This is a genomic window from Shimia biformata (assembly GCF_016888515.1).
Classification (GTDB): Bacteria; Pseudomonadota; Alphaproteobacteria; order Rhodobacterales; family Rhodobacteraceae; genus Shimia_A; species Shimia_A biformata.
On record NZ_JAFEJK010000003.1, the window covers coordinates 126424 to 150568 of the forward strand.

A 24145-nucleotide genomic window follows, 5' to 3' on the forward strand; every position below is an offset into this window, starting at 1 on the left:
CTAATCCCTGCGGGCAATGGCCGTCGCGATGGCCTGATAGCCATAAAGCGTGCCCGCAGCCAGCCGCCGGTTGTGTTCCGCGATCAGGGCAGCGGCGAACTCGGGGCTGATGTCCCCGTTTGCCTGCATCCCATTGGCCACAAGATCGACCCACGGCAGCATTTGCGATGTGCTGGAGACCACCCGGCTTTGCACCGTGAATTCAACCTGGGTCAGTCCCGCACCGTCGATCAACCGGCCCAGTTTTCCGACAACAAACGGGTCGGTGACAAAGACCCGCACAAACTCTCGCGCGCAGGCGTCAAGCGGGTCATTGGCGAAACTGGCAAGCGAGGCTTTCGAGAAATCGACGTCGCAAATCACCAGATGACCACCGGGTTTCAATACACGTTGCGCTTCGGAGATCAGCGCCGCCGGGTCAGGCACATGGGTCAGGACCGTGTGCATGATCACATGGTCGGCGCAGGCGTCTGGCAGGGGCAGCTGCGCACCGTCCGCCACTTCGAAGGCCAGGTTGTCGATCCCCGCGGCCCGGTCCCGCGCCTCGGCGACAAAGCCGGTCGACGGATCATACCCCAGAACCCGCGCGGGCGCGGCATGGGCGGCGATCCTGCGGGTGACCGCCCCGGCGCCCGCCCCGGTCTCAACAGTCAGACCATCCGGGGCAAATGTCAGCTTGGACAGGTAGTCGGCGACAACCGCCTCCATCACCGGATCGGATTGCCGGACCTCCATCGAGTCGGCAAACAGCTTGATGAACTCGGGCCCCGCTGCATCGGGGTCCTGAAACGGGTCGGCCATAATCACCTCAAATATCAATGCGTCATTCAAAATGGCGCTTTGCCGTCAGGCCGATGCGCGTTCCTTTCCGAATTGCATGCGCACGACCTTTTCGACAAACGCCGCCATCGCATCCGGTCCCGAGGCACGGTCTTTCACGTGAATACAGATATCAGGCCGCCGCGTGGCGATCAGGCTGACAAGATCGCCACGGATATCATCCGGCAACGACCCGCCGATCACCACACAGGCGATCCCTGGCTCGGTATCCAGCTGCCGCATCACCTCGGCGTGGTCATGCGCGCCCAGCCAGTTGACCGGCAAATGGTCCAGCTGGCGCGGGATATCGTCGATCACGCGACGGAGTTTGCCGACAAGCAGAACAACAGGTTTCATGTGGTCTCCTTTCCTCGCAGGCTCGGTTCTCGCCGGGCCCGGAAAATGGGACCGGCACAATCAGTTTAGCACAGATTGCCGCGTTCCGGGGGGCGGGGCATTTTCGACGCTTCCCACTGCGCCGGAAACGCATTAGTTAAGCGTCATGGTCTGGAATATCCCCAACATCCTTTCGATCCTCCGATTGCTGGCCGCGCCGATGGTGGCGGTCATGTTCCTTTACTTCACGCGCCCCTATGCCGACTGGTTCGCGCTGTGCCTGTTCCTGCTGGCCGCGGTGACCGACTGGTTCGACGGCTACCTTGCGCGGCTGTGGAAGCAGGAAACCAAGATGGGCGCGATGATCGACCCGATCGCGGACAAGGCAATGGTGGTGATCGCGCTGATGGTGATCGTCGGATACTCGGCGGAACACTGGACGCCGTGGCTGGTGCTGCCCGCCACCGTGATCCTGTTCCGCGAGGTCTTTGTCAGCGGGCTGCGCGAGTTTCTGGGCGATGTCGCCGGCACGCTCAAGGTGACCAAGCTGGCCAAGTGGAAAACCGCGACGCAGATGGTGGCGATTGCCGTGCTGTTCGGACAGGGCGTGTTCGAGCATTACCTCGGCATGTCGGTCCTTGGCATGGATCAGGCGCTGTTCCAGTCGATCATGGCGGGCGAGACCGAGGATTTGCACGGTATCCTGTGGAAATATGACGGCATGATCTGGTCCGGGCGGATCGGGCTGGTGCTGTTGTGGGTTGCTGCCGTGCTGACGCTGATCACGGGTATCGATTACTTCCGCAAATCGCTGCCGTATCTGAAGGGGTAGGCCATGGATGTCCTCTATTTCGCATGGGTGCGCGAACGCATCGGTCTGCCGAAAGAGCGGGTCGAGACATCGGCCACCACGGTCATGGAACTGGTCGAGGAACTGCGCAACCGCGAGGAACGGTATCAGGCCGCCTTCGCCGATCTGACCGCGCTGCGTGTGGCGATCGATCAGGATCTCGCCGATTTCGACGCGCCGCTGGCCGGTGCGCGTGAGGTCGCGTTTTTTCCGCCAATGACAGGCGGCTAGGTCATGCGGATCGTCGTCCAGTCCGACCCGTTCGATTTCGGCGCCGAAGCCGGAGAGTTTGCCGCCGGGCATCACGATATGGGCGCGGTTGTCACATTCACCGGCATCGTTCGGGGTGATGGCGGGCTCGACCGGATGGAGATCGAGCATTACCCCGGCATGACCGAAAAGGCGCTGGAAAAGATCGCGGGCGAAGCACGGGAACGCTGGTCGCTGGGCGATGTCTTGGTCATCCACCGTTTCGGCGCGATGAAACCGGGTGAGATGATTATGATGGTCGCCACCGCCGCGCCGCATCGCAAGGACGCGTTCGAGGCCGCTGAATACCTGATGGACTACCTCAAATCCCGCGCCCCGTTCTGGAAGCAGGAATTCACCGCCGACGGCAGCGCCTGGGTCGCCGCCAAGGACGAGGACGAGGACGCCCTGACCCGGTGGTAACTTGGAACTGACCCTGTTACGTTCGCCGCGAGGCGATGCAGGACATGACACAGCTAGAGATCACCAACCGCCAAGCCCGCTGGCTTTGGCTCGAGTCCCAGGGTCTTTCCACGACACCGACCGGCCCCGTGAACCTGCGCGATATCGTGGACCGGCTTGGGGTTTTGCAGCTTGATACGATCCGCGTGGTGGCGCGGGCGCATGACCATATCCTCTGGTCCCGCAACCAGAACTACCGTGAGCCGATGTTGCACAAGCTGCACGCCGAAGACCGCGCTGTGTTCGAGCACTTCAGCCATGACGCCTGCCTGATGCCGATCGAGGTCTTTCCTTATTGGACACGGCAGTTCCGCCGGATGCGGGAAAAGATGGACCGGGCCGGATGGCTGAAAGGGCTGCCGGACGCCAGGGGCCGCGCCGAAATCCGTGACCGGATCGCGCGAGAGGGGCCGCTGTCGTCCCATGCGTTCGACACCCGTATCAAGGAACGAAAACACATGTGGCAGCGCCCGCCGCACAAGCTGGCGCTGGACTACATGTGGCATTGCGGCGAACTGACGACGTCCCACCGCGAGAATTTTGTCAAATTCTACGATCTGACAGACCGGGTGATCCCCGAAACGGTGCGGGATCTCGAAGTGCCGGAACAGGATCAACTGGATTTCCTGCACTGCGCGGCGCTGGACCGGCTGGCCTTCGGATCAGCCGGCGAAATTCAGCGGTTCTGGGACATCGCAAATGCCAACGAGGTGAAAAGCTGGCTGGCCCTTGCCGGGGCCGGGTTGGTCGAGGTCAGGTATCAGGGTGCGGACAAGACCTGGTATCGCGCATATGCCCCGCCGGACATCGAACAGCGTCTGGCCGACCTTCGCGCGCCGACATCGCGGCTGCGTATTCTGAACCCGTTTGATCCGGTCATCCGCGACCGCGCCCGCCTGCTGCGGTTGTTCGGTTTTGACTACCGGATCGAGGTCTTTGTTCCCGCGTCAAAGCGGCGTTTCGGGTACTATGTCTATCCGATCCTGGAAGGCGACCGCATGGTTGGCCGCATCGAGGTGAAGGCCGACAGAAAGGCCAACGAACTGCGTGTTCAGCGTCTGTGGGCCGAACCCGGCATCAAATGGACTGGCGCACGCGCGGACAAGCTGGCTGCAGAATTGCAGCGCATGTCACGTTTTGTCGGTTGTCCCGAAATCGTCTGGATGTGTGGCGCTCAGCCCGAGATCGCGGCCTGACTGACAGTCAGGGCCAGTCATCGTCAGCCCTGGTTCGTGCGCTCGACATAGGCGCGCAGTTCTTCGGCCTCGTGCCGGGCTTCGCGCAGACCTTCCATCGCCGCTGACAGTTCCGCCTCGGTTTGGGTCAGCTGGTTGGTCAATTCCGCTTCGCGCTGCTGCAGATAGGTGATCGCCTGATCGCGGGTTTCCTCGGCCTCGTGCAGTTCCTGGCTCATGCGCTCAAGCTGATCGACATCGGATTGCGCGACCCGGGTAAAGCGATGCACCAGCCAGTTGGCGAACCAGCCCATGCAAAAGGCCACGAACAGGATCACGGCCGCCGTGATAATGAATTCAATTCTGGTCATTTGTACCAGCCTCCTGTCCTGCCTCGCCGTTTTCGGCGTTATTGTCTGCGTCCGGTTCTGCGCCCGACTCCGCATCGGCCGCGTCGCCGCTGCCATCGTCGCCCGAACCCCCGTCACCGGAACCTTGGTCGCTGGAACCTTCGTCCCCCGCGCCCTGATCGCCCGAGCCTGCCTCGTTTCCAGCGTCATCGCCTGATTCGTTGGGCGTATCAACCTTCGTTTCTTCGGATTGTGACGATTCCCCCCCCGACTCCGCCCCGGTTTCGGTGGATTCTTCGGTTGCGTCGTCGGTCTCTCCGTCGATCAGGACAAATTCGATCCGGCGGTTTGCCTCGCGGCCTTCCTCGGTGTCGTTGTCGGCAATCGGGTTGTCTTCACCATACCCCTTGGCGACAAAACCCGAGGTCAGGATGCGGCGGTCATGCAGCGCGTTCAGAACGGCGGTGGCGCGGGTCTGGCTCAAAGCCAGGTTCATCTCTTCGCGGCCCTGGCTGTCGGTATAGCCCTGGATCTCGATCCGCACCTCGACGCAGTCGCGCAGCACGGCGGCAATGTCGTCCAGAATCTCGGCGGCGCTGGCATCCAGCGTGCCGGACCCCGGTTCGAACGTCAGCTTGCGTTCCTTCAGGATGGTTTGGATGTCCGCAACGCAATCCTCGGGTTTGGGAAGCTGCGCAATCGGGTCCAGCGCCTCGTTATAAGTCACATCCATCTGGAAGCGGTCTGACTGGTCCAGCTTCTCGGCCAGGATACGGCTTATATCGTCGTTGGCGTCGGGGCGGTTTGAAATGCCGCGCAGGGTGACCATGTCCGGTGTGACTGTCAGGACGCCATTGTGCAACTGGGCCAGCGCATCCAGCCCGGCGGCTACCCGCAACGACCAGTTCGCAGGCAGCGTGTCATCCAGCCGCGCCGCCATATGGACGGCCTCGCTGCCAAAACGGGCATGGGCATAGGACAGTGTCGTCGCGCGGGTCAGTTCCTCGCGCAGGCGACCGCGCAGCTGCACCAGCCCTTCCGGGCTGAGCGTGGCGACGAATTCCGGGACACCGGCCTCGTTGCCCTCGGGCGGGGCGGGCAGGGTGGCATGCAGGGCAAAGACTTCGGGCAGGCGGTTTTCAAGGCCGCCCACGACCTTGTCGAACAGCGCCTGATCCGTGCCCATTGCCGCGTTCAGCGTGATATCGGCATCCGAGAAGGTCACCGTCCCGCTGCCAAGTTCGGTCAGCCCGGCAATTGCCAGTTCCACCGCCTCGGCCCAGCGCGGGGTGGGGACGCCCAGACCGATCGTGCAATCCGCTCTGCCGGGAACCCCGGCCTTGCGCGCAGCGGTCAGAATGCGGGTGCGGGCCTTGTCGCTGTCGGCAGAGCAGGCATCGAAGCGCGGCCCGGCCTCGTCGATCAGGAAGCGCAGCGTGAAAGGTGTGATGACCGGGCGCGGCGCTTGCAGGTCCAGAACAAGCCGCAGGTTGCCGGGCGCGCGGCGCGTCAGGCGCCCCTCGGTCTCGACCCGGTGTTCAAGGCTGTCCGTCATGGCGCGGATCGTGACCCTGTCGGCCTCGACCGAGATCTTCGATTTCGGCAGCAGGTCCAGCGCGAACAGCCCGTAATCCAGCGCCCCGGTCCAGCCGGCCGGCGGGGTATAGGCGGCGGTTTCCAGAAGGTCGGTAACCGGCGCGTCCCCGGCCAGCTTGATGATGCGTTTGACCACGTCCTCGCGGTTTGACGCCTCGGGCATCAGCCCGATCAGCGAAATTCCGGCCTCGTTGCGCAGCATTTCCACCGAAAAGCGCGGCGGCGCGATGGCGGCGGTGGCCTCGACCTGCATGTTGTCGATCACGCGGGCCGCATCGACGACCCCCCCGGCAACCGAGATCGCCTTGAAGCGCGCGGCCTCGGTGGGGGCGACGCCGGTAACAAAGACCTGCAACCCTTCGGCATGGACCTCGGTCCAGTCCAGCCCCTCCTTGTGCAGCGCGATCTCGACACTTTCCTGCGACGTGTTCTCGATCAGGTCCGCCGAAAGGCTGGCCGCGACGAGGCTGAGGATGGCGGCGACGGCAAAGGTCGCGAACAGGGTCAGAAGTGAGGAAAGGCGCATCCGGTCAAGGTCTTGTCATTGTTTGTTGGCGATGTTGATACGACGCGCGCTTGGCCCATGCAATCAAAGGAACAGGGCACCGGCGAAAAACAGCAGAGGAATAAGGCCCGTATCGCGGTTGGCCCGAAACAGCATCAACAGGCGGTCGTTGTCCTCCGTGTCCAGCTGGCGCAGCTGCCACTGCATGTGCCACCCCATCGCCCAGACCCCGCCCAGTGCAATCACCAGCGACAGGGGCGACCGCCCGATTGCCGCCAGAACGACAGCGATCCCCATCAGCGCGACGGTTGCGATCAGGAAGCCCTGCAGCCACTGCCCGGTTTTCTCGGCAAAGAGGCGAGCCGTGGATTTTACCCCGATCAGCGCGTCATCCTCGGTGTCCTGATGGGCATAGATCGTGTCATAAAACAGCGTCCATGAAATCCCGGCCAGATAGAGAACAACCGCAGGCACACCCAGCGACCCGGTATGCGCCGTCCACGCCAGCAACGCGCCCCAGTTGAAGGCGATGCCAAGAAAGACCTGCGGCCACCACGTAAACCGTTTGGCAAAGGGATAGATAGCAACCGGCAGCAGCGACAGCACGCCGAGTAGGATCGCGCTGGTGTTGAAGGTCAGCAGGATGCCGCAGGCGATCAGCGCCTGAAGCCCCATCCAGGCCGCTGCACCCTTGACACTGACCTGACCCGATGGGATGGGCCGCGAGCGCGTGCGTTCGACCTTGGCGTCAAAGTCGCGGTCGGTGATGTCGTTCCACGTGCAGCCCGCACCGCGCATCAGGAACGCGCCCGCCGCGCAGCCCACTGCGATCCACAGGTCCTGCCACGTGGCGCGGTTGTCCGACAACATCGCCAGCAGAAGGCCCATCCAGCAGGGCAACAAGAGCAGCCAAGTCCCGATCGGCCGGTCTGCGCGCGAAAGGCGCAGGTAGGGGCGCGACCATGCGGGCGCGGTATGATCGACCCAATTGCCGCGCACCGCGTCGGAAACCTGTCCTTCTGGCTCTGGCGTTGAGGGCTGGCCGGTCATATGTAGGTCTCCATGAAGGACGCAAAAGTCAGGCTTTATGTAGATCACCCGCTGGGGCAAGGGCAATCGGTTCCTCTGTCGCGCGAGCAGGCGCATTACCTCTTTGGGGTGATGCGGCTTGCGGTGGGCGACGTCGTGGCGCTGTTCAATGGTCGGGATGGTGAATGGCGCGCCGAGATCGCCGAGGCGGGCAAGCGCGGCGGCGTGCTGGCCTGTGTCGATCTGACCAAACCTTTGCAGATGCCCCCGGACCTGTGGCTGATCTTCGCGCCGATCAAGAAGGCGCGCACCGATTTCATCGTCGAGAAGGCGGCCGAGATGGGCGCGGCGCGGATCATGCCGGTGCAGACCGACTTCACCAATTCCGAACGTATCCGGCAGGACCGGTTGCAGGCCCACGCGGTCGAGGCGGCGGAACAATGCGGCGGAACATATGTGCCCGAAGTCTGCGAGATGCAGAAGCTGGAGGCCCTGCTGGAGGGCTGGCCCGAGGGCCGACAGTTGATGTTCTGTGATGAGGCCGAGGTTGGCAGTGCAAAGAAGCTCGCCGCGCAAGAAACTGGCCCCTGGGCGATCCTGATCGGCCCCGAAGGTGGCTTTTCCGATCGCGAACGCACCAAATTGCACAACCTGCCCTTCACCCATGTCGTCAGCCTCGGCCCGCGCATCCTGCGCGCCGATACGGCGGCGGTGGCGGCGATGACGCTGTGGCAGCAGGCCTTGGGGGATTGGGGATGAGCTTTATCCGTCCCGAGGCGCGCGCCGCCCTGTGGCGCTGGCGCGAGGTGCTGGCGGCGCTGCCCGTGATGGCGTTGGGGGCCATGTGGCTCTCGGGGTTCGGCCTTTTGCAGATCGTCGGTGGCGTGGTCTTGCTGGCGGGCGTTGTGCTGGCCTTCATCGGATGGCAGCGCGCCCGGTTTCGCAGCGATCAGGCCGGGCCGGGCGTGGTGCAGGTGGACGAGGGGCGCGTGACCTATTTCGGCCCGCTCAACGGCGGCGCGGTTGACCTGCGCGAGGTCACGCTGGTCTCGCTCGATCCGACATCGCGGCCCAAGGCGTGGCTGATCCGACAGCCGCAGCAGCCCGACCTGCAGATCCCGGTCAATGCGACTGGGGCCGAGGCGCTGTTTGACGCTTTTGCCACGCTGCCCGGTCTCAGGACCGAATTCATGCTGACCCAACTGAACGGCGGCGCGGATCACCCTGTCGTGATCTGGCAAAAGGATATTCCCCGCCTGCATTGACACCCCCCCGCTTTCCGCGCACCACTGGCCGGACCTGCGAACACGACGAGACGAGGCGCATCATGTCCATCCCCCAATCCGGCGGCGGCCCGATCGAACACCAGTCGCAACTGGCCGAGTATCTGGAATCCGGTTGCAAACCGCGCGAGACATGGCGCATCGGCACCGAGCATGAGAAGTTCGGTTACTGCAAAGACAGCCTGAAGCCGCTGCCCTATGAGGGCGAACGCTCGATCCTTGCTGTGCTGAAAGGCTTGCGCGACGGCCATGGCTGGGCGCCGATCGAAGAGGGCGGCAACCTGATCGGGCTGGAAAAAGACGGCGCCAATATCTCTCTCGAACCGGGCGGGCAGCTAGAGCTTTCGGGCGCACCGCTTGAGAATATCCACCAGACCTGTGACGAAGTGAACCACCATCTGGCGGATGTGAAGGATATCGCTGACAAGATCGGTGTCGGCTTCATCGGGCTGGGCGCGGCCCCGATCTGGCGGCACGAGGACATGCCGCTGATGCCCAAGGGCCGCTACAAGCTGATGGACAGCTACATGCAAGAGGTCGGCACCACCGGCACGACCATGATGCGCCGCACGTGTACGGTTCAGGTGAACCTTGATTTCGCGTCCGAGGCCGACATGGTCCAGAAGCTGCGCGTGGCACTGGCGCTGCAACCGGTTGCAACCGCGCTGTTTGCCAATTCACCCTTCATCGACGGCAAGCCCAACGGCCACAAATCCTGGCGCAGCCGGGTCTGGCGCAGTTTGGATGATGCCCGCACCGGCATGTTGCCTTTTGTCTTCGACGAGGGGTTCGGGTTTGAATCCTATGTGCAATACGCGCTCGATGTGCCGATGTATTTCGTCTATCGCGACGGCAAGTATATCAACGCGCTGGGCATGTCGTTCCGCGACTTCATGAAGGGCGAACTGCCGGCTCTGCCCGGCGAGACCCCGACGCTCAGCGATTGGGCCGATCACCTGACCACGATCTTCCCCGAGGCGCGGATCAAGAAATACATGGAGATGCGCGGCGCCGATGGCGGCCCGTGGCGCCGCCTGTGCGCACTGCCCGCCTTCTGGGTCGGGCTGATGTATGACCAGTCGTCGCTCGATGCGGCCTGGGATCTGGCCAAGGGCTGGGATGCCGAAACGCGGGAAGGTCTGCGGGTCGCGGCATCCGAGCAGGCATTGCAGGCGCAGGTCGGCGGCATCAACATGCATGACCTCGCCCGCGAGGTTCTGGCGATCTCCGAGGCCGGGTTGAAAGCCCGCGCGCGTCAGGGTGCTGGCGGTCTGCTGCCGGACGAGACCCATTTCCTGAACGCGCTGAAGGAAAGCATCGAAAGCGGCAAGGTCCCGGCAGATGAACTACTTGAGCATTACAACGGCGACTGGAATGGCGATCTGACCCGGATTTACAGCGGTTTCAGCTATTAACCGACAAATCCCGTGACGACGGACACCCTGACGGGGCAGGATAGGCTATCCTGATCCATTGCCCCGGAGGTCGCCATGCCCGTCCGTTCCATGACCCGCCGCATCCTGACTGGTGGCCTTGTCGCGCTGGCGCTCGCTGGCCCGGCACTGGCCCAATCCATCAGTGGAAGCTATCGCGCCGAAGGCCGCAACCCGGATGGCACAGCCTATTCCGGCACCGTCCAGATCACCGAACGCGGCGGGGCCGTCGCCATGACCTGGAGTATCGCGGGGCAGTCCTATCAGGGCACGGGCGAGCGAAATGGCGATGTCATCATCGTCAATTGGGGTGACACATACCCGGTGGTCTATGTCCGCATGCCAAGCGGAGAACTGCACGGCACATGGGCCAACGGCGCGGCACTGGAACGACTGATCCCGTGAGCCGTTAGCAAAGACCTTCGAAGAACGGGCTGACCCACGCCGCCCCCATCATCTCATCCAGCTGCGCCGAGCGGGGCAGGCGCACGCCGCCCATCGGAGCCAGGGTGATTTCGCCCAGGTAAAGGCGGTTGTCGGTTTCATAAAGGTCGACGCGGGCGAATTCGAAGGGCTGGGCAATGGCCTCAGCCACCGACCGCATGGTTTCAAACATGTCCGGCGGGTCAATCGGAGCGCCGGTTGGAAAGAACATCTCGTGCGGCAGAAAGTTGAAATTCCGATCAAACATCAATTGCCGGTGCTGTGTGCTTCGGTCGAGATCGACCTGAACCGCCAGAACACGGCCACGGCCGGTAAAGAACTTCCAGTCCGTCAGTGCGCTGCCACCTGTTGGGGTCATGTCGGTTTCCAGAAAAACCTGTTTGCCGATCAACGAATACCACCACTCCCCGGACTTGACGCCATGTTCAAAATTCAACCACTTGCCTGCCTTCATCTCAAGCCATTCAAGTTTCTCGCGGTCGGCAGGAAGCTCTACGGGTATGTTTCCGCCCGAGCCGCAGTTTGATTTCAACCAATAGCGGCCGGACGGGATTGGCGCATTGTTCAGCGCGTCGGACAATTGCGGATCACGGCTGGCCCATTTGACCGGTATCGTTGTCACCTGTTCGCGCCAAGCGCACGGAATGTATGCCCCGACTGCCAACTTGTCCGCAGGCGAGGGCATGGGGACAGGCGCAAACAATTTTGCCAACACCAGTTTCTCAAAGAACGTCCTGGGCCGAAGCAAGTCGGGAGTCACGCCGCGTCCGCTTCGGGCAATGATGAGGGCGCGGCTCAGCTTTTGGGCGATTTCGTCTTTGCCCATCACGTCGATGCCGCGCAATGTGCCTATCGGAGGCGGCCCGCTTGAGCCAAGCAACCCATTGTCGAGAACATGCGCCAGGACGCGACGCGCTTCCCGCCGGATGCCGCGACGCTCTGCCTGAGAAATCGGACCTGACACTGGCCCAGCCTTATCTTCGGACGAAACGATGAAATGGTTTCCTATGAGGTTGCTTGCAATTTAGGCTTTCTTGCCGATCTTTGGCTCGGTCCCTGCCCGCAGGCGGCGGATGTTTTCCCGGTGGCGCCAGAACACCGTCAGCGTCAGGACGATCCCCAGAAAAAACGCGCCGCCCTGATCGAGGAACAGCATCCAGAAGGTCGAACTGGCCGCGGCGACAAGCGCGCTGAGGGACGAGATCCTGCTGACCGCGGCGGTGGCCAGCCAGGTCAGGCAGCAGGCGATGCCCACCGGCCAGGCCAGCGCCAGCATCAGGCCAAGGAAGGTGGCGACCCCCTTGCCGCCCTTGAACCCCAGCCAGACCGGATAACAATGGCCGAGAAAAGCCATCAGCCCGGCAAGCTGTGCCGCGTCTTCTCCGGTCATGGCCCGGGCCAGCAGCACCGCGACGGCGCCCTTGGCCCCGTCCAGCACCAGCGTTGCCGCCGCCGCCTTCTTGTTGCCAGTGCGCAGCACATTGGTGGCGCCGATATTGCCGGACCCGATCTCGCGCAGGTTGCCAAGACCCATGACGCGGGCCAGCACCATGCCAAATGGGATCGACCCAAGCAGATAGCCAATGGCCGCCCAGACCAGAAGCAGCGTGACCGAGGTTTCAACGGGGGGCATCAATCATCTCCGATAGACGGGGGTGCCAGCGACATAGGTTGCCAGCACCTTACCTTCCATGCGCTGCCCGTCAAACGGCGTGTTCTTGGATTTCGAGTGCAGAGTGGCGCGGTCCAGCACAAAGGGCGCGTCGGGGTCGAACAATACCAGGTCGGCGGGCGCGCCGGTTGTCAGACGCCCGCTGTTCAACCCCAGCCGCTTTGCCGGGTTCAGCGCGATGGCTCGGAACAGTTCGGGCAGGGTGAGGTGACCGGCGTGCACAAGGCGCATGGCGGCGGGCAGGAAGGTTTCCAGCGCCACCGCGCCGCTGGCGGCTTCTTCAAAGGGCAGGCGCTTGCTTTCCTCGTCCTGCGGCGTGTGCATCGAACTGATGATGTCGATCAGGCCAGAGCGCACGGCCTCGACCGTGGCCAGCCGGTCGTCCTCGGATCGCAGGGGCGGCTTGATCTTGAAGAAGGTGCGATAGTCGGCCACGTCCAGTTCGTTCAGCGTCAGGTGGTGAATCGAGGTGCCGGCGGTGATATCAAGCCCGTTCTTCTTGGCCCGTTTCAGCGCGGGCAGGGCGCGGGCGGTGGTGATCTGGTCGGCGTGATAGGCGGCGCCGGTCATTTCAAGAAGGGCGATGTCACGGTCCAGCCCCATACGCTCGGCCATAGGGCTGACTGTGGGCAACCCACGCAAAGCAGCAAACTTGCCCGAGGTCGCCGCGGCCCCGGCAGAAAGGCCCGGTTCCTGCGGATGGGCAATCACCAGCGCCCCCAGCGCGCGGGCATAGGTCAGGGCGCGGCTGAAGACTTTGGTATTGGCGATGACGTGGTCGCAATCGGTAAAGGCCACGGCACCGGCATCCATCAGGAAGCCAATCTCGGTCATCTCGCGCCCCTCGCGGCCTTTGGTCAGGGCGGCCATCGGCAGAACATTCACCGGCGCGGCGGCATTGGCGCGGCGGGCGACAAACTCAAGCGCCTCTGGCGTGTCGATCGCGGGCAGCGTGTCAGGGCGGGTGACCATGGTCGTCACCCCTCCGGCCGCCGCCGCCAGTCCCGCCGAGCGAAAGCTTTCCTTGTGGCGCTCACCGGGTTCGCAAACCTTCACGCCGATGTCGACAATCCCCGGCGCAAGGCATTTGCCATGACAATCGACGACCTCGACCTGATCCGCCGTCACGTTTCGCGCGCGAAACAAGTCAGCAATTTCAATGACTTGCGGTAAGATTTCGTTAATCAGGCCGTCCGATGCCACAAGGGTTCCGTAACTCTCTGACCCGGCGTCGGGGTCGATCAGGCGGGCATTGGTGAAAATCGTGGTCATCGTCATTCTTCCGTTTCCGCGGCGGATGGGGCCGTGCCCCCGGTCTGTATCCCGCGCATCAATTTGTAAACCTCCGTGCCATCCGCGATCCGTTCAAACCCGACAGGCACGCGGCGGCGCCCGTTCTTCGTGCGCCGGAATTCTTCGGCGAAATGGATCGAGGGCGGCGGGCCGGGCAGGAAATCGATCACCGTTCCGGCGTCGATCGGATAGGACTTCAGCCGCTTGCCCACCACCGGCAGATCGGTGGCCACAAAGCCGCGCCGATCGGTCAGCGTGTACCAGGTGTGGCGGCGGCGATAGGCACCGAACAGAAACGGCCCGAAGGCAAGGCCGATCCCGACCGAGAAATGGATCAGCCCGAACATCCAGAAGAACCCGCCCGCCCGCGACGCCATGATCATCCAGAACAGAGCGAACCCGGCAAAGACCAGTCCAAAGGCAGAGGTCATGATATTCCCCGCGCCACAGCTGATGCCGGGCTCCGGGCGGCCCTGCCACAGGATCGTCTCGCCGGGATCAAGGAGACCCTGCCACGGATCGCTCATGTCGCACCCCCGGCGCAGGCCGCGTTGATCCGGGCGATGGTGTCCGCGGGGTTGGCCTGGTATTTGATAAGGTGCTTGTCGCCAGCCAGAGTCACCACCTGCACCATCGACCCCAGCGTGTTCAGCGCCTTGACCTCGGACAGCCGGATCGCGCGGGTCTGCGGCCCAAGGAGGCGCTGGTTGGTCAGGTCCCAGCGCACCGACAGTTCCTCGGACATCAGGTAGAAGGTGCGGACCGCCACAGCCAGAAGCCCGCCCACCGCGCCGGTCCAGACATAGGGGTTCCCAAGAAGCCACAGGACGATCATGCCGGCGGCCATTGCGCCGGCGGCAAGCCAGGTGTTGGCCCGGACATAGGTGGCGCGGTCGGCGCGGAAACTGGTCAGAACCTCTTCGCCCTCGGAAAGCGGCGAGGTCGGTTGCATATGATCGCTCATCGCAATACTCCCCACAGGATCGCCCCAACGATCAGCGCCACCACTGGCAAGGCAACCAGAGCGGCAATCAGGGTCAGGTGCGGGTTTGCAGGCGTGCGTGTTTCCCCGGCGCGCGACACTGACCCGACGGTGGCCGCGCTGGGCAGGGGGTCGAAGCTGAAGTCGGCCTTGGCCTGTTGAAAATCCCCAAGCAGCATCAGGCGCGGGTCCGGGACCAGCTGCGTGGCGGTGCCGCCGAAGGCGCGGGAGTAAAGCACGATCACCACGCCCTGCGCCTGATCCAGCGCCGGGGCGTGGGGCGCGACCTGGTCCTCGGGCACTCCGGCACCGTCGATTAGAAAACCGGCAAGGCCCAGGTCGGCGATTTCGGACATGCGGAACAGGTCGACGTGACCGCCATCCAGCGCAGCCACACCAAAAAGATGCGCCACCGCCGCACCGTCGACCCGGTCTTCGGTTTTCAGGAATTCAACCTCACCCGGGCGCGGTTCGAACCCAAAGACCCGGACGCGCCCGGTCTCGTGTTCCGATACCGCCAGCGCCCCGGTCATCCCGCCACCCAGACCATCAGCCCGACAATGGCAAACAGCACGATCAGGGCTACCATGGCCACCATGCCGGATGCGCGCGGGTCCTTGGGGTCTTCCATGGGCTCAGGCCTCCACCGGTTCGGCCCGCGCCGCGCGCAGGTTGCGCGCCAGTAGGTCCATCGCGGCCATGCGGACCGCAACCCCCATCTCGACCTGCTCCTGGATGACGGACCGGTTGATGTCGTCGGCAATCTCGCCGTCAATCTCGACCCCGCGGTTCATCGGGCCGGGATGCATAACGATGGCGTCGGGCTTGGCGAAAGCCAGCTTCTCGGCGTCCAGCCCATAGCGGTGGTAATACTCGCGTTCCGAGGGGATGAACCCGCCATCCATGCGTTCCTTCTGAAGCCGCAGCATCATCACCACGTCGACATCGCGCAGCCCTTCGCGCATGTCCTCGTAGACCTCTGCCCCAAACTCGGCGAATTGCGCCGGGACCAGTGTCGGCGGCCCGATCAGGCGGATGCGGTTTTCCATCTTGCCCAGCAGGATCAGGTTTGACCGCGCTACGCGGGAATGCGCGACATCGCCGCAGATCGCGATGTTCAGCCGGTGCAGCCGGCCCTTGGCGCGGCGGATCGTCAGCGCGTCCAGCAAGGCCTGCGTCGGGTGTTCATGCCGCCCGTCACCGGCATTCAGGACCGCGCAATTCACCTTCTGCGCCAGAAGATCGACGGCGCCGGAATGCGGGTGGCGCACGACCAGAAGATCGGGATGCATCGCATTCAGCGTCATCGCGGTGTCGATCAGCGTCTCGCCCTTTTTGATCGAACTGGCCTGCATCGCCATGTTCATCACATCCGCGCCCAGCCGTTTCCCGGCCAGTTCGAAACTGGCCTGCGTGCGGGTCGAGTTTTCAAAGAACATGTTGACCTGCGTCAGCCCGCGCAGCGCGTCTGCGTGTTTCACGTCGCGCCGGTTCAGGTCGACATACTGGTCGGCAAGGTCAAGTATGGCGGTGATCTCGGACGGGTGCAGCGGCTCGATCCCCAGAAGGTGTTTCCGCCGAAAAGCCATGCCGCGCTCCTTCGCATCCAAACTCAGCCGCTTATAGAAACACGCGCCCACACACACAAGCCGCCGCTTCCTCTTGCTGGAAAATACCTCGGGGGGAGTTTGAAAATCTCCGCATTTTCAAACGATGGGGCAGCGCCCCTTTCCCCCGCTTCCACCTGCGCATAATCTCTGGTTCATGGAATCGGGTCTCGACACTCACCTCGACTATCACGCGGCGCGTGCCCTGCTGGAATGGCAGGTTGAACTTGGCGTGACCGAGGCGATCCTTGATGTGCCGGTGAACAGGTATGACCTGCCGGACACAGGCCCAAAGCCCCGGCGGGCTGCCAGTGCCGGGGCCACGGCCGCGCCGGTGGTACAGACCCGCTCTGTCGACCCGGTGGCCGAGGCCAGAAAAGCAGCCGAGGCCGCGACCGACCTTGACGGTCTCAGGGCGGCCATGGCGGGGTTTGAGCATTGCGACCTGAAAAACGGCGCGCGCAGCCTTGTCTTTTCCGACGGCAACCCGGCCGCGCGGGTGATGGTCATCGGCGAGGCGCCGGGCCGGGACGAGGACCGCGCGGGCAAGCCCTTTGTCGGCAGGGCGGGGCAGCTTCTGGACCGCATGTTCGCGGCCATCGACATGGGCCGTGACGCGCAGATGTCGGCGCAGTCGGTCTATATCACCAATGTCCTGCCGTGGCGCCCGCCGCAGAACCGCGATCCGAAGCCGGAAGAGATCCAGATGATGGTGCCTTTCCTGCAGCGCCATGTCGAAATCGTCGCGCCCGAGGTGCTGGTGCTGATGGGCAACATATCCTGTCAGGCGGCGATCGAAACACGCGGGATCACCCGTCTGCGTGGCAAATGGCATGAGGCGTTCGGCAAGCCCGCCCTGCCGATGTTCCACCCCGCCTATCTGTTGCGCCAGCCCCATGCCAAGCGACAGGCCTGGGCTGATCTGCTCAGTCTCAAGGCCCGGTTGGGGCAGGGCTGATGCGGATCCTGGCGTTTTCCGACATGCATGGGTCTGCCCGTGTCGCGCGCCAGATCACCGAGGCCAGCGCCAAGGCCGACCTAGTCATCGGGGCCGGGGATTTCTGTAATGCCCGACAAGGGCTTAACGAGGCGATGCAGGCCCTGTCCGGGATTGAAGCGCCGCTTGTGCTTGTCCCCGGCAATGCCGAAAGCGCCGGAGAACTGGCCGAGGCCGCGCCGACAGGGGCCACGGTGCTGCACGGGGCCGGGGTCACGGTGGGCAAGCTGACCGTGTTCGGCCTTGGCTATGGCATCCCCGAGACCCCTTTTGGCGCGTGGTCCTGCGACATGTCCGAGGACGAGGCCGCCGCGATGCTGGATCATTGCGACCGCGCCGACATCCTTGTTCTGCATTCACCCCCCAAGGGGCTGGCGGACCGCACCTCGCGGGGCGAGTCGGTCGGGTCCACTGCGATCCGGGACGCGATCGAGCGTGTCCAGCCGCAGCTGGCGGTCTGCGGTCATGTGCATGACTGCTGGGGCGTGAAGGGCAAGATCGGCGCGACGACCGTTTTCAACCTTGGCCCGCGACCCAACTGGTTCAATCTCGACCGTCGTCGCGTAAACATCTGACTTGTATTCCATATTCCGCAGAAAGTCCCCATGTCCCGCATCAATCCCGACAACCCGTTCATTCCCGTCCGCATCGCCATCCTGACCGTCAGCGACACGCGTGGGCTGGATCAGGACAAATCCGGCGATACGCTGGTGAAACGTCTTGAGGATGCGGGCCACACACTGGCCGACCGCAAGATTCTGCCCGATGAGCGTGATTTGATCGCCGATCAGCTGCGCGCGTGGTGCGCCGACCCCGAGGTGGATGTTGTGATCTCGACCGGGGGCACCGGGTTGACCGGGCGCGATGTCACTGTCGAAGCCCACCGGGATGTCTATGAAAAGGAAATCGACGCTTTCGGGACCGTGTTCACCATCGTGTCGATGCAGAAGATCGGCACCTCGGCGGTGCAGAGCCGTGCCACCGGGGGCGTGGCGGGCGGAACCTATCTGTTTGCGCTGCCGGGCAGCACGGGGGCCTGCAAGGATGCCTGGGACGAAATCCTTGTTCACCAGTTGGACTACCGCCATGCGCCGTGCAACTTCGTCGAAATAATGCCGCGGCTGGACGAACATTTGCGACGGAAATGATCGTCACGCACGTTTGAAGCGGGAATGCCTTTGAATTTTCTGGCGTTGGGCGCAGATTGTAGCCCGGCCCGAACAAGAGAGATCGACCGGTAATGAGGTTCCTGCGACAAAGCCTGATGGGGTTGTTCCTGCTGTCCGTGACGGTGGGGACGCTGCTCTATGCCGGGTACATGATCAAATCTGCGGTCGAAGCCCGGATGGAGCGCCAGTCGATCCGTCCCGAGGGGCGTGAACGCATCTTTGCGGTGAACGTGGTCAGGGCGGTGCCGGGAACGGTTACGCCCGAACTGACGGCCTATGGCGAAATCCGCAGCCGCAGGACGCTGGATATCCGCGCCGCGACCAGCGGCACGGTGATCGCACTGTCGCCGCAGTTCGAAGAGGGCGGTCACGTGCAGGCGGGGGACGTTCTGGTGCAGATCGACCCGGCGGATGCGCAATCGGCGCTGGAAAAGGTGCAGAACGACCTTCTTGATGCCGAGGCAGAGGTGCGCGACGCGGATCGCGCCCTGATCCTAGCACGCGATGACCTTGCCGCCGCCGAGGTGCAGTCCGACCTGCGGGCGCGGGCCGCGGCACGCCAGGATGATCTGCGCAAACGCGGGGTTGGGACAGAGGCCGCGGTGGAGGCGGCAGACCTGGCCGCCGCCAGCGCGCGGCAACAGGTGCTGTCGCGCCGTCAGGCGCTGGCGCAGGCCGAAGCGCGTGTGGATCAGGCCGCGACCCGCCTTCAGCGCGCGCGGATAGGGCTGTCCGAGGCCAAGCGGCGTCTTCGTGACACCGAGATCCGGGCCGAGTTTGCCGGGACCCTGTCCGAGGTCGCGGTGATCGAGGGCGGGCTGGTGACCGTGAATGAACGACTGGCCAAGCTGATCGACCCGGATGCACTGGAAGTGGCGTTCCGACTGTCGACGCCGCAATATGCGCGACTGCTGGATGAAAGCGGCGCGCTGAAGCCGGTGACCGTGCTGGTGACGCTTGATGTGCTTGGGCTGGACCTGGCCGCAAACGGCACGGTGACCCGCGACAGCGCGTCGGTGGGGCAGGGGCAGTCGGGGCGGCAGCTGTTTGCCCATCTGGACCAGTCTCGCGGGTTGAAACCGGGTGACTATGTCACGGTGCGCGTGGCCGAACCGCCGCTCGACAATGTTGTGCAGCTTCCTGCGGCGGCACTGAACGCTGCCAACGAGGTGCTGGTTCTGGGCGAAGGCGACCGGCTTGAGGCGCTGCCCGTGTCGCTTCTGCGGCGGCAGGGTGATGACGTTCTGGTCCGTGCGACCGGGCTGGCGGGGCGTGAGGTCGTGACCCGGCGGACCCCGCTTTTAGGGGCGGGCATCCGCGTCAAACCGCTGCGCCCCGACGATGGCACTGCGCCCGAGGCCCCGGCCACGCTGGAACTGAGCGAGGAACGCCGGGCCAAGCTGGTTGCCTTTGTCGAGGCCAACGACCGCATTCCCGACGAGGCCAAGCAGCGTATCCTTGGCCAGCTGGCGCAACCCCGCGTCCCGGCGCAGATGGTCGAGCGGATCGAAGCCCGGATGGGGGGCTGACGTGGTGATGCGCGGCATACCCGGACCGGCGCAGGGGCTGTTGTCCTATTTTACGCGCCACCGCACGGCGGCGAACCTGCTTTTGATCCTGATGATCGTTGCCGGGCTTGCCGCGACGCCCCGGATGCGCGCGCAATTCTTTCCCGACGTGATTGTCGACAGCGTTTCGGTCTCGGTCGCGTGGGACGGGGCCGGCGCCGATGACGTGGACGCGGCGATTGTGCAGGTGCTTGAACCTGCGCTGCTTGCGGTTGAGGGGGTCGCCAGTTCCGAGGCGCGATCGACCGAAGGGAGCGCAAGGATATCGCTTGAATTCGAACCGGGCTGGGACATGGCGCGGGCGGCGGATGACGTGCAGACCGCGGTGGACACGATTTCGACCCTGCCCGAGGATGCCGACGATCCCCAGGTCCGGCGCGGTGCGTGGCGTGACCGGGTGACGGATGTGGTCATCACCGGCCCGGTGGCAGTCGATCAGCTGGGGCGGTTTGCAGATGAGTTCCTGACCCGGCTTTTTGCCGAAGGGGTCACGCGCACCACGATCCGCGGCCTTGCCGCGCCGCGCACGCTGGTCGAGGTGCCGTCGGTCAAGCTGATTACCTATGACATCACCATGGCCGAGATCGCGCAGGCCATCGCCGCCGAGGTCGATGCCAACCCTGCTGGCGACGTCGACAGTGCCTCGGCCCGTGTGCGCATGGGCACCGAGAAGCGCAGTGCGCGCGAGATTTCCGACATTATCCTGCGGTCCAATCCCGACGGCACCACGCTGACTGTCGGCGACGTCGCCGCAATCACGGTCGAGGGCATCGACCGCAACCGCGCCTATTACGTGGGTGAAAACCCGGCCATCTCGATCCGGGTGGACCGCAGCGACAAGGGCGACGCTATTGGCATCCAGCGCACGGTAGAGCGGGTTGCGGCCGAAATGCAGGTCACGCTGCCCGAAGGCGTGACTCTGGACCTGATCCGCACACGGGCCGAGGCGATCACGGGCCGTTTGAACATCCTGCTGGACAACGGGCTGACTGGGCTGGCGCTGGTCTTGGTGTTGTTGTTCCTGTTCCTCAACGCGCGCACCGCCTTCTGGGTTGCGATGGGGATTCCGGTGGCCATGCTGGCCGCGATTGCGTTCATGTATGTTGCCGGGCTGACGATCAACATGGTGTCGCTGTTCGGGCTTATCATCACGCTGGGTATCGTGGTCGATGACGCCATCGTCGTCGGCGAACATGCCGACATGCGCGCCCGCAGGCTGGGCGAGGCGCCGTTCACCGCAGCCGAAAATGCTGCCCGCCGCATGGCGATGCCAGTCTTTTCCGCCACCCTGACCACGGTGATCGCCTTCTTCAGCCTGACCTTCGTCAGCGGGCATTTCGGCAACCTGATCGCCGACATTCCCTTTACCGTGATCGTGGTGCTTCTGGCGTCGCTGATCGAGTGTTTCCTGATCCTGCCGCATCACATGGCGCACGCCCTGCATCACACGGCCAAGGAACATTGGTACGACATTCCCAGCCGTGTCGTGAATACCGGGTTCCGCTGGTACCGCGAAAACGTGTTCCGCCCGGTCATGCGTCTTGTGGTCTGGGCGCGTTATCCGGTTCTGGCCTTCGCGGTGCTGATCCTAGCCTCGCAATCGGTCCTGTTCATCAAGGGCGACGTGCAATGGCGGTTCTGGAACGCGCCGGAACGCGGCTCGGTCACCGGGAACTTTGCCATGCTGCCGTCTGCGACGCGCGAGGATTCCTTCGCCCAGATGCGCGAGATGCAGCGTGCGGTCGAAGAACTGGGCCGCGAATACGAAGACCGCTATGGCCGCAATCCGATTGATTTCGTGCTGGCCGAGATCGGCGGCAACTCGGGCCGTCCGCTTTATGGGTCCGAAGCCAAGGATGGCGATCTGCTGGGCGGTATCGCGATCGAGTTGATCGACGCGGACCTGCGGCCCTATTCCAGCTTTGCCTTTGTCGCCGAGTTACAGGACCGCGTCGTGCAGCATCCGCTGGCCGAAACCGTGTCCTTCCGGGGCTGGCGGTCAGGGCCGGGGGGCGAGGCGCTGGATGTGCAGTTCTTTGGTGCCGACAGCGATGTGTTGAAGGCGGCGTCCGAGGCGCTGAAGGATGCGCTGGTCCGGTTCCCCGAGGTGTCGGCGGTCGAGGACAATCTTGCCTATGACAAGGAAGAACTGATCCTTGAACTGACCCCGCAGGGGCAGGCGCTGGGCTTCAACGTCGAAGGTCTGGGCCGGGTGCTGCGGCACCGTCTGAACGGGCTTGAGGCCGCGACTTACCCGTCGGGCCCGCGTACGGCGGAGATTCGGGTGCAGTTGCCGGATGGCGAATTGAACGCCGATTTCCTGGAAGGCAGCCTGATGCGTGCTGCAGGTGGGCAATATGTGCCGCTGGCCGACATCGTTACGGTCGAACGCCGGTCGGGGTTCTCGACCGTGCGGCGGGAAAACGGGGTGCGGGTGATCTCGGTCACGGGGGACATTTCCGAGGACGACCCGGTGCGCGCCGAAGAGATCATGACTGCGCTGCGCACGGACATCCTGCCGCGCATCGCCGAGGAACAGCAGGTTGAATGGCGGCTGGCAGGGCTGGCCGAGCAAGAGGGCGATTTCCTGACCGATGCCACTTTCGGTTTCGCCATGTGCCTTGTCGGGATCTACCTTGTGCTGGCCTGGGTGTTTTCAAGCTGGACGCGACCCGTCGTGGTGATGGCGATCATACCTTTCGGGCTGGTCGGGACGATTTTTGGCCATTGGGTGCATGACCTGCCGATGTCGATGTTTACGGTCGTCGGCTTGCTGGGCATGACCGGGATCATCATCAACGATTCAATCGTTCTGGTGACGACCATTGACGACTATGCCAAAGATCGCGGGCTGTTGCCGTCGATCCTTGATGGCACGGCGGACCGGCTGCGGCCGGTGATGTTGACCACGATGACGACAGTTCTGGGGCTGATGCCGCTGTTGTTCGAGCGTTCGCAACAGGCGCAGTTCCTGAAACCGACCGTGATCACGCTGGTCTATGGGCTGGGGTTTGGCATGGTGCTGGTGCTGGTCGTGGTGCCTGCGCTGATCGCGGTGCAGGCCGACGTCAGCCGTCAGGCGGTGGCGTTCCGGCGCGGGCTGCGGGCGCAGGGTGTGCGGGTTCCGGTGATTCTGGCGGCGCTGGCCACGGCGGGGTGGGGGGCGCTGACCCTGGGTTATGCGATTGTGACCGGTGCCATGCACCCGCTGCTGACCGCGGCCACCGGACTGTCGGGGGCACTGGCGGGCGTGCTGCCCGCGCTGGCGCTGTTTGTCATCGGTGCGGCGGTGATCGCGCTGTTGGTTTTTGTCGCCTCGGCGGTTCTGATCGCGTTGCTGCGTCGCCGCCGGCACGCCCTGACCTGACCGTTTATCCGGCGCGGCATCCCTTGATATCGACCGCCTGGCGCTGGCCCAGAACGGTGACGCGGATCGCGGACCGATCAAGGACAAAGGCGCGTCCCGAGACGTGCATCATTTCGCTTTTGGCCATCAGTGTTCCACCGTTCCGCCGGGTCTTGGCTTCGGCCACCCAGATTTGTGGATCGCCGGCCTCGATCACCATGACCTCGGCGCCGCCGGCGCTGGGCATGTCGACGCGGGTTTCGATGGCAAGCCCGTCCAGTGTCGGAGAGATGCGGCAGGTCACGTCGCGTACGCCGGCCTCTTTTGCCGTCAGGGGGCGGTCGGCCAGCGCGCCCGCAATCCGAGCATCTCGTTTGCCTTTGGCGGGCAGGTGCGCCGATACGTGCAGATCCTGTGGCACGCAGATGTCGCGGCAGACGCCAATGTTCAAATCACCGTCCAGCCGGATCGCCTGGCTTTTGTCGCGGGGCGTGATTCTGACCGGCAAAACCACGGTTTGCTTGTAGCCGACAGAGTTCATGCCGTTCTGGGAAAACACTTCGGGCGTCGGCCAGATCACCTCGACCCCGGCGATATTGGCGCCGGACCATTCAAAAAGTGGCGGAACGCCTGCATCGCCCGGTGCGCGCCAATAGGTCTTCCAGCCGGGGTTCAGCTGAATCTCAAGCCCGGCCATGTGACTGCCGTCGCCATTGCGCCACCCCGGAAGGATATTGGCCGATACCACCCGGTCAAAGCTTTGGGCCATCACGGTCGCAGGAACCGAGATGAGGGCAGCAAGCGCACAGGCCAATACACGGGCCATTATGGAGACACGTTTTTGAAACATGTCCCAGACATGGGCTATCGCGCGGTAAATGCCAACTCACATTCGGGCGAGAATATGCGACGATTCTGAAACCTGCGGCGCAGGGGGGCTTGCGTCCGGGGCGGCTGGGTATCATCTTGAAAAGGCAAGG

At 63.9% G+C, this 24145-nt stretch carries 26 protein-coding genes; 13 read left to right on the forward strand and 13 right to left on the reverse strand.

What is annotated here, in order from left to right; translation table 11 throughout:
* Both JQ863_RS17585 and JQ863_RS17590 read right to left on the reverse strand, forming a co-directional pair.
* Positions 1-801 carry a class I SAM-dependent methyltransferase gene (locus JQ863_RS17585; protein ID WP_204115651.1) on the reverse strand — a complete coding sequence of 267 codons (801 nt, stop codon included), beginning with the start codon at positions 799-801 and terminating at the stop codon, positions 1-3.
* A gap of 45 nt (positions 802-846) precedes the next feature.
* Entirely contained in the window at positions 847-1176 is a 330-nt protein-coding gene (locus JQ863_RS17590; protein WP_204115652.1) for a hypothetical protein, read from the reverse strand.
* 145 nt (positions 1177-1321) lie between these two features.
* On the opposite strand from JQ863_RS17590, the gene pgsA reads away from it, so the two are divergent.
* From pgsA to JQ863_RS17610, 4 genes are read left to right on the forward strand one after another with little or no spacing between them, the layout of a single operon-like run.
* The gene (gene pgsA / locus JQ863_RS17595) at positions 1322-1987 is read left to right on the forward strand and encodes a CDP-diacylglycerol--glycerol-3-phosphate 3-phosphatidyltransferase (RefSeq protein ID WP_204115653.1); all 666 of its coding nucleotides are present in this window, start codon (positions 1322-1324) and stop codon (positions 1985-1987) included.
* A 3-nt stretch (positions 1988-1990) separates the two neighbouring features.
* Positions 1991-2236 (forward strand): molybdopterin converting factor subunit 1, encoded by a 246-nt coding sequence (gene moaD / locus JQ863_RS17600; RefSeq protein WP_204115654.1) that lies wholly within the window; start codon positions 1991-1993, stop codon positions 2234-2236.
* Between the two features lie 3 nt (positions 2237-2239).
* Positions 2240-2677, forward strand: coding sequence for a molybdenum cofactor biosynthesis protein MoaE (locus JQ863_RS17605; RefSeq protein ID WP_204115655.1), 438 nt, complete (start codon positions 2240-2242; stop codon positions 2675-2677).
* A 35-nt stretch (positions 2678-2712) separates the two neighbouring features.
* Positions 2713-3912, forward strand: coding sequence for a winged helix-turn-helix domain-containing protein (locus tag JQ863_RS17610; protein ID WP_338055538.1), 1200 nt, complete (start codon positions 2713-2715; stop codon positions 3910-3912).
* 23 nt (positions 3913-3935) lie between these two features.
* Here JQ863_RS17610 and JQ863_RS17615 read toward each other — a convergent pair whose 3' ends face one another.
* The 3 genes from JQ863_RS17615 to ubiA form a co-directional block, all read right to left on the reverse strand.
* The gene (locus tag JQ863_RS17615) at positions 3936-4262 is read right to left on the reverse strand and encodes a hypothetical protein (RefSeq protein ID WP_204115656.1); all 327 of its coding nucleotides are present in this window, start codon (positions 4260-4262) and stop codon (positions 3936-3938) included.
* Complete coding sequence (locus tag JQ863_RS17620; RefSeq protein WP_204115657.1) at positions 4249-6363, reverse strand: OmpA family protein; 2115 nt, start codon at positions 6361-6363, stop codon at positions 4249-4251. Before JQ863_RS17620 ends, JQ863_RS17615 begins: the two co-directional genes overlap by 14 nt.
* A gap of 63 nt (positions 6364-6426) precedes the next feature.
* Positions 6427-7392, reverse strand: a complete 966-nt coding sequence (gene ubiA, locus JQ863_RS17625) for a 4-hydroxybenzoate octaprenyltransferase (protein ID WP_239113563.1) — start codon at positions 7390-7392, stop codon at positions 6427-6429.
* Between the two features lie 12 nt (positions 7393-7404).
* Between ubiA and JQ863_RS17630 the strand changes: the two genes are divergently transcribed.
* The 4 genes from JQ863_RS17630 (at position 7405) to lfb1 (ending at position 10492) form a co-directional block, all read left to right on the forward strand.
* Complete coding sequence (locus JQ863_RS17630; protein WP_204115659.1) at positions 7405-8130, forward strand: 16S rRNA (uracil(1498)-N(3))-methyltransferase; 726 nt, start codon at positions 7405-7407, stop codon at positions 8128-8130.
* Positions 8127-8636: a hypothetical protein gene (locus tag JQ863_RS17635; RefSeq protein WP_204115660.1), complete on the forward strand. Its 510-nt coding sequence runs from the start codon at positions 8127-8129 to the stop codon at positions 8634-8636. The genes JQ863_RS17630 and JQ863_RS17635 overlap by 4 nt, the downstream gene beginning before the upstream one ends.
* A 62-nt stretch (positions 8637-8698) precedes the next feature.
* The gene (locus JQ863_RS17640) at positions 8699-10069 is read left to right on the forward strand and encodes a glutamate--cysteine ligase (protein WP_204115661.1); all 1371 of its coding nucleotides are present in this window, start codon (positions 8699-8701) and stop codon (positions 10067-10069) included.
* 75 nt (positions 10070-10144) lie between these two features.
* Positions 10145-10492: an LIC10280 family protein gene (gene lfb1 / locus JQ863_RS17645; protein WP_204115662.1), complete on the forward strand. Its 348-nt coding sequence runs from the start codon at positions 10145-10147 to the stop codon at positions 10490-10492.
* 4 nt (positions 10493-10496) lie between these two features.
* Here lfb1 and JQ863_RS17650 read toward each other — a convergent pair whose 3' ends face one another.
* The 7 genes from JQ863_RS17650 to JQ863_RS17680 all read right to left on the reverse strand — a co-directional run bounded on the left by JQ863_RS17650 (position 10497) and on the right by JQ863_RS17680 (position 16067).
* Positions 10497-11153: an ATP-grasp fold amidoligase family protein gene (locus JQ863_RS17650; protein WP_204115663.1), complete on the reverse strand. Its 657-nt coding sequence runs from the start codon at positions 11151-11153 to the stop codon at positions 10497-10499.
* A 402-nt stretch (positions 11154-11555) separates the two neighbouring features.
* On the reverse strand, positions 11556-12164 hold the full coding sequence (gene plsY, locus JQ863_RS17655; protein WP_204115664.1) for a glycerol-3-phosphate 1-O-acyltransferase PlsY: 609 nt from the start codon (positions 12162-12164) through the stop codon (positions 11556-11558).
* 3 nt (positions 12165-12167) lie between these two features.
* The gene (gene pyrC, locus JQ863_RS17660) at positions 12168-13475 is read right to left on the reverse strand and encodes a dihydroorotase (RefSeq protein WP_204115665.1); all 1308 of its coding nucleotides are present in this window, start codon (positions 13473-13475) and stop codon (positions 12168-12170) included.
* Positions 13476-13477: 2 nt separating this feature from the next.
* Positions 13478-14023 carry an aspartate carbamoyltransferase catalytic subunit gene (locus JQ863_RS17665; RefSeq protein WP_204115666.1) on the reverse strand — a complete coding sequence of 182 codons (546 nt, stop codon included), beginning with the start codon at positions 14021-14023 and terminating at the stop codon, positions 13478-13480.
* Entirely contained in the window at positions 14020-14460 is a 441-nt protein-coding gene (locus JQ863_RS17670; protein ID WP_239113566.1) for a hypothetical protein, read from the reverse strand. The genes JQ863_RS17665 and JQ863_RS17670 overlap by 4 nt, the downstream gene beginning before the upstream one ends.
* Positions 14457-15011 (reverse strand): hypothetical protein, encoded by a 555-nt coding sequence (locus JQ863_RS17675; RefSeq protein ID WP_204115667.1) that lies wholly within the window; start codon positions 15009-15011, stop codon positions 14457-14459. The genes JQ863_RS17670 and JQ863_RS17675 overlap by 4 nt, the downstream gene beginning before the upstream one ends.
* A 102-nt stretch (positions 15012-15113) precedes the next feature.
* Complete coding sequence (locus tag JQ863_RS17680; RefSeq protein WP_204115668.1) at positions 15114-16067, reverse strand: aspartate carbamoyltransferase catalytic subunit; 954 nt, start codon at positions 16065-16067, stop codon at positions 15114-15116.
* A 175-nt stretch (positions 16068-16242) separates the two neighbouring features.
* On the opposite strand from JQ863_RS17680, the gene JQ863_RS17685 reads away from it, so the two are divergent.
* The 5 genes from JQ863_RS17685 (at position 16243) to JQ863_RS17705 (ending at position 23186) form a co-directional block, all read left to right on the forward strand.
* Positions 16243-17043 (forward strand): uracil-DNA glycosylase, encoded by an 801-nt coding sequence (locus JQ863_RS17685; RefSeq protein WP_204115669.1) that lies wholly within the window; start codon positions 16243-16245, stop codon positions 17041-17043.
* Entirely contained in the window at positions 17043-17657 is a 615-nt protein-coding gene (locus JQ863_RS17690) for a metallophosphoesterase family protein (protein ID WP_204115670.1), read from the forward strand. Before JQ863_RS17685 ends, JQ863_RS17690 begins: the two co-directional genes overlap by 1 nt.
* A 30-nt stretch (positions 17658-17687) precedes the next feature.
* A complete protein-coding gene (moaB, locus tag JQ863_RS17695; protein WP_204115671.1) occupies positions 17688-18230 on the forward strand; it encodes a molybdenum cofactor biosynthesis protein B in 543 nt (180 codons plus the stop codon).
* A 92-nt stretch (positions 18231-18322) separates the two neighbouring features.
* Complete coding sequence (locus JQ863_RS17700) at positions 18323-19780, forward strand: efflux RND transporter periplasmic adaptor subunit (protein WP_204115672.1); 1458 nt, start codon at positions 18323-18325, stop codon at positions 19778-19780.
* Positions 19781-19787: 7 nt separating this feature from the next.
* On the forward strand, positions 19788-23186 hold the full coding sequence (locus JQ863_RS17705; protein ID WP_239113568.1) for an efflux RND transporter permease subunit: 3399 nt from the start codon (positions 19788-19790) through the stop codon (positions 23184-23186).
* Between the two features lie 4 nt (positions 23187-23190).
* On the opposite strand, the gene JQ863_RS17710 is transcribed toward JQ863_RS17705, so the two are convergent.
* Complete coding sequence (locus JQ863_RS17710; protein WP_204115674.1) at positions 23191-23991, reverse strand: protein-disulfide reductase DsbD domain-containing protein; 801 nt, start codon at positions 23989-23991, stop codon at positions 23191-23193.
* Between the last annotated feature and the right edge of the window lie 154 nt (positions 23992-24145).

Coding starts and splice junctions, on each gene's coding strand:
- JQ863_RS17675 (WP_204115667.1), bottom strand. CDS start 15,011: ATGACCGGGGCGCTGGCGGTATCGGAACACGAGACCGGGCGCGTCCGG.
- JQ863_RS17665 (WP_204115666.1), bottom strand. CDS start 14,023: ATGAGCGATCCGTGGCAGGGTCTCCTTGATCCCGGCGAGACGATCCTG.
- JQ863_RS17635 (WP_204115660.1), top strand. CDS start 8,127: ATGAGCTTTATCCGTCCCGAGGCGCGCGCCGCCCTGTGGCGCTGGCGC.
- JQ863_RS17610 (WP_338055538.1), top strand. CDS start 2,713: ATGCAGGACATGACACAGCTAGAGATCACCAACCGCCAAGCCCGCTGG.
- JQ863_RS17640 (WP_204115661.1), top strand. CDS start 8,699: ATGTCCATCCCCCAATCCGGCGGCGGCCCGATCGAACACCAGTCGCAA.
- JQ863_RS17590 (WP_204115652.1), bottom strand. CDS start 1,176: ATGAAACCTGTTGTTCTGCTTGTCGGCAAACTCCGTCGCGTGATCGAC.
- pgsA (WP_204115653.1), top strand. CDS start 1,322: ATGGTCTGGAATATCCCCAACATCCTTTCGATCCTCCGATTGCTGGCC.
- JQ863_RS17605 (WP_204115655.1), top strand. CDS start 2,240: ATGCGGATCGTCGTCCAGTCCGACCCGTTCGATTTCGGCGCCGAAGCC.
- JQ863_RS17705 (WP_239113568.1), top strand. CDS start 19,788: ATGCGCGGCATACCCGGACCGGCGCAGGGGCTGTTGTCCTATTTTACG.
- moaD (WP_204115654.1), top strand. CDS start 1,991: ATGGATGTCCTCTATTTCGCATGGGTGCGCGAACGCATCGGTCTGCCG.
- JQ863_RS17680 (WP_204115668.1), bottom strand. CDS start 16,067: ATGGCTTTTCGGCGGAAACACCTTCTGGGGATCGAGCCGCTGCACCCG.
- JQ863_RS17620 (WP_204115657.1), bottom strand. CDS start 6,363: ATGCGCCTTTCCTCACTTCTGACCCTGTTCGCGACCTTTGCCGTCGCC.
- pyrC (WP_204115665.1), bottom strand. CDS start 13,475: ATGACCACGATTTTCACCAATGCCCGCCTGATCGACCCCGACGCCGGG.
- JQ863_RS17690 (WP_204115670.1), top strand. CDS start 17,043: ATGCGGATCCTGGCGTTTTCCGACATGCATGGGTCTGCCCGTGTCGCG.
- JQ863_RS17700 (WP_204115672.1), top strand. CDS start 18,323: ATGAGGTTCCTGCGACAAAGCCTGATGGGGTTGTTCCTGCTGTCCGTG.
- JQ863_RS17670 (WP_239113566.1), bottom strand. CDS start 14,460: ATGAGCGATCATATGCAACCGACCTCGCCGCTTTCCGAGGGCGAAGAG.
- plsY (WP_204115664.1), bottom strand. CDS start 12,164: ATGCCCCCCGTTGAAACCTCGGTCACGCTGCTTCTGGTCTGGGCGGCC.
- lfb1 (WP_204115662.1), top strand. CDS start 10,145: ATGCCCGTCCGTTCCATGACCCGCCGCATCCTGACTGGTGGCCTTGTC.
- JQ863_RS17585 (WP_204115651.1), bottom strand. CDS start 801: ATGGCCGACCCGTTTCAGGACCCCGATGCAGCGGGGCCCGAGTTCATC.
- ubiA (WP_239113563.1), bottom strand. CDS start 7,392: ATGACCGGCCAGCCCTCAACGCCAGAGCCAGAAGGACAGGTTTCCGAC.
- moaB (WP_204115671.1), top strand. CDS start 17,688: ATGTCCCGCATCAATCCCGACAACCCGTTCATTCCCGTCCGCATCGCC.
- JQ863_RS17615 (WP_204115656.1), bottom strand. CDS start 4,262: ATGACCAGAATTGAATTCATTATCACGGCGGCCGTGATCCTGTTCGTG.
- JQ863_RS17630 (WP_204115659.1), top strand. CDS start 7,405: ATGAAGGACGCAAAAGTCAGGCTTTATGTAGATCACCCGCTGGGGCAA.
- JQ863_RS17710 (WP_204115674.1), bottom strand. CDS start 23,991: ATGGCCCGTGTATTGGCCTGTGCGCTTGCTGCCCTCATCTCGGTTCCT.
- JQ863_RS17685 (WP_204115669.1), top strand. CDS start 16,243: ATGGAATCGGGTCTCGACACTCACCTCGACTATCACGCGGCGCGTGCC.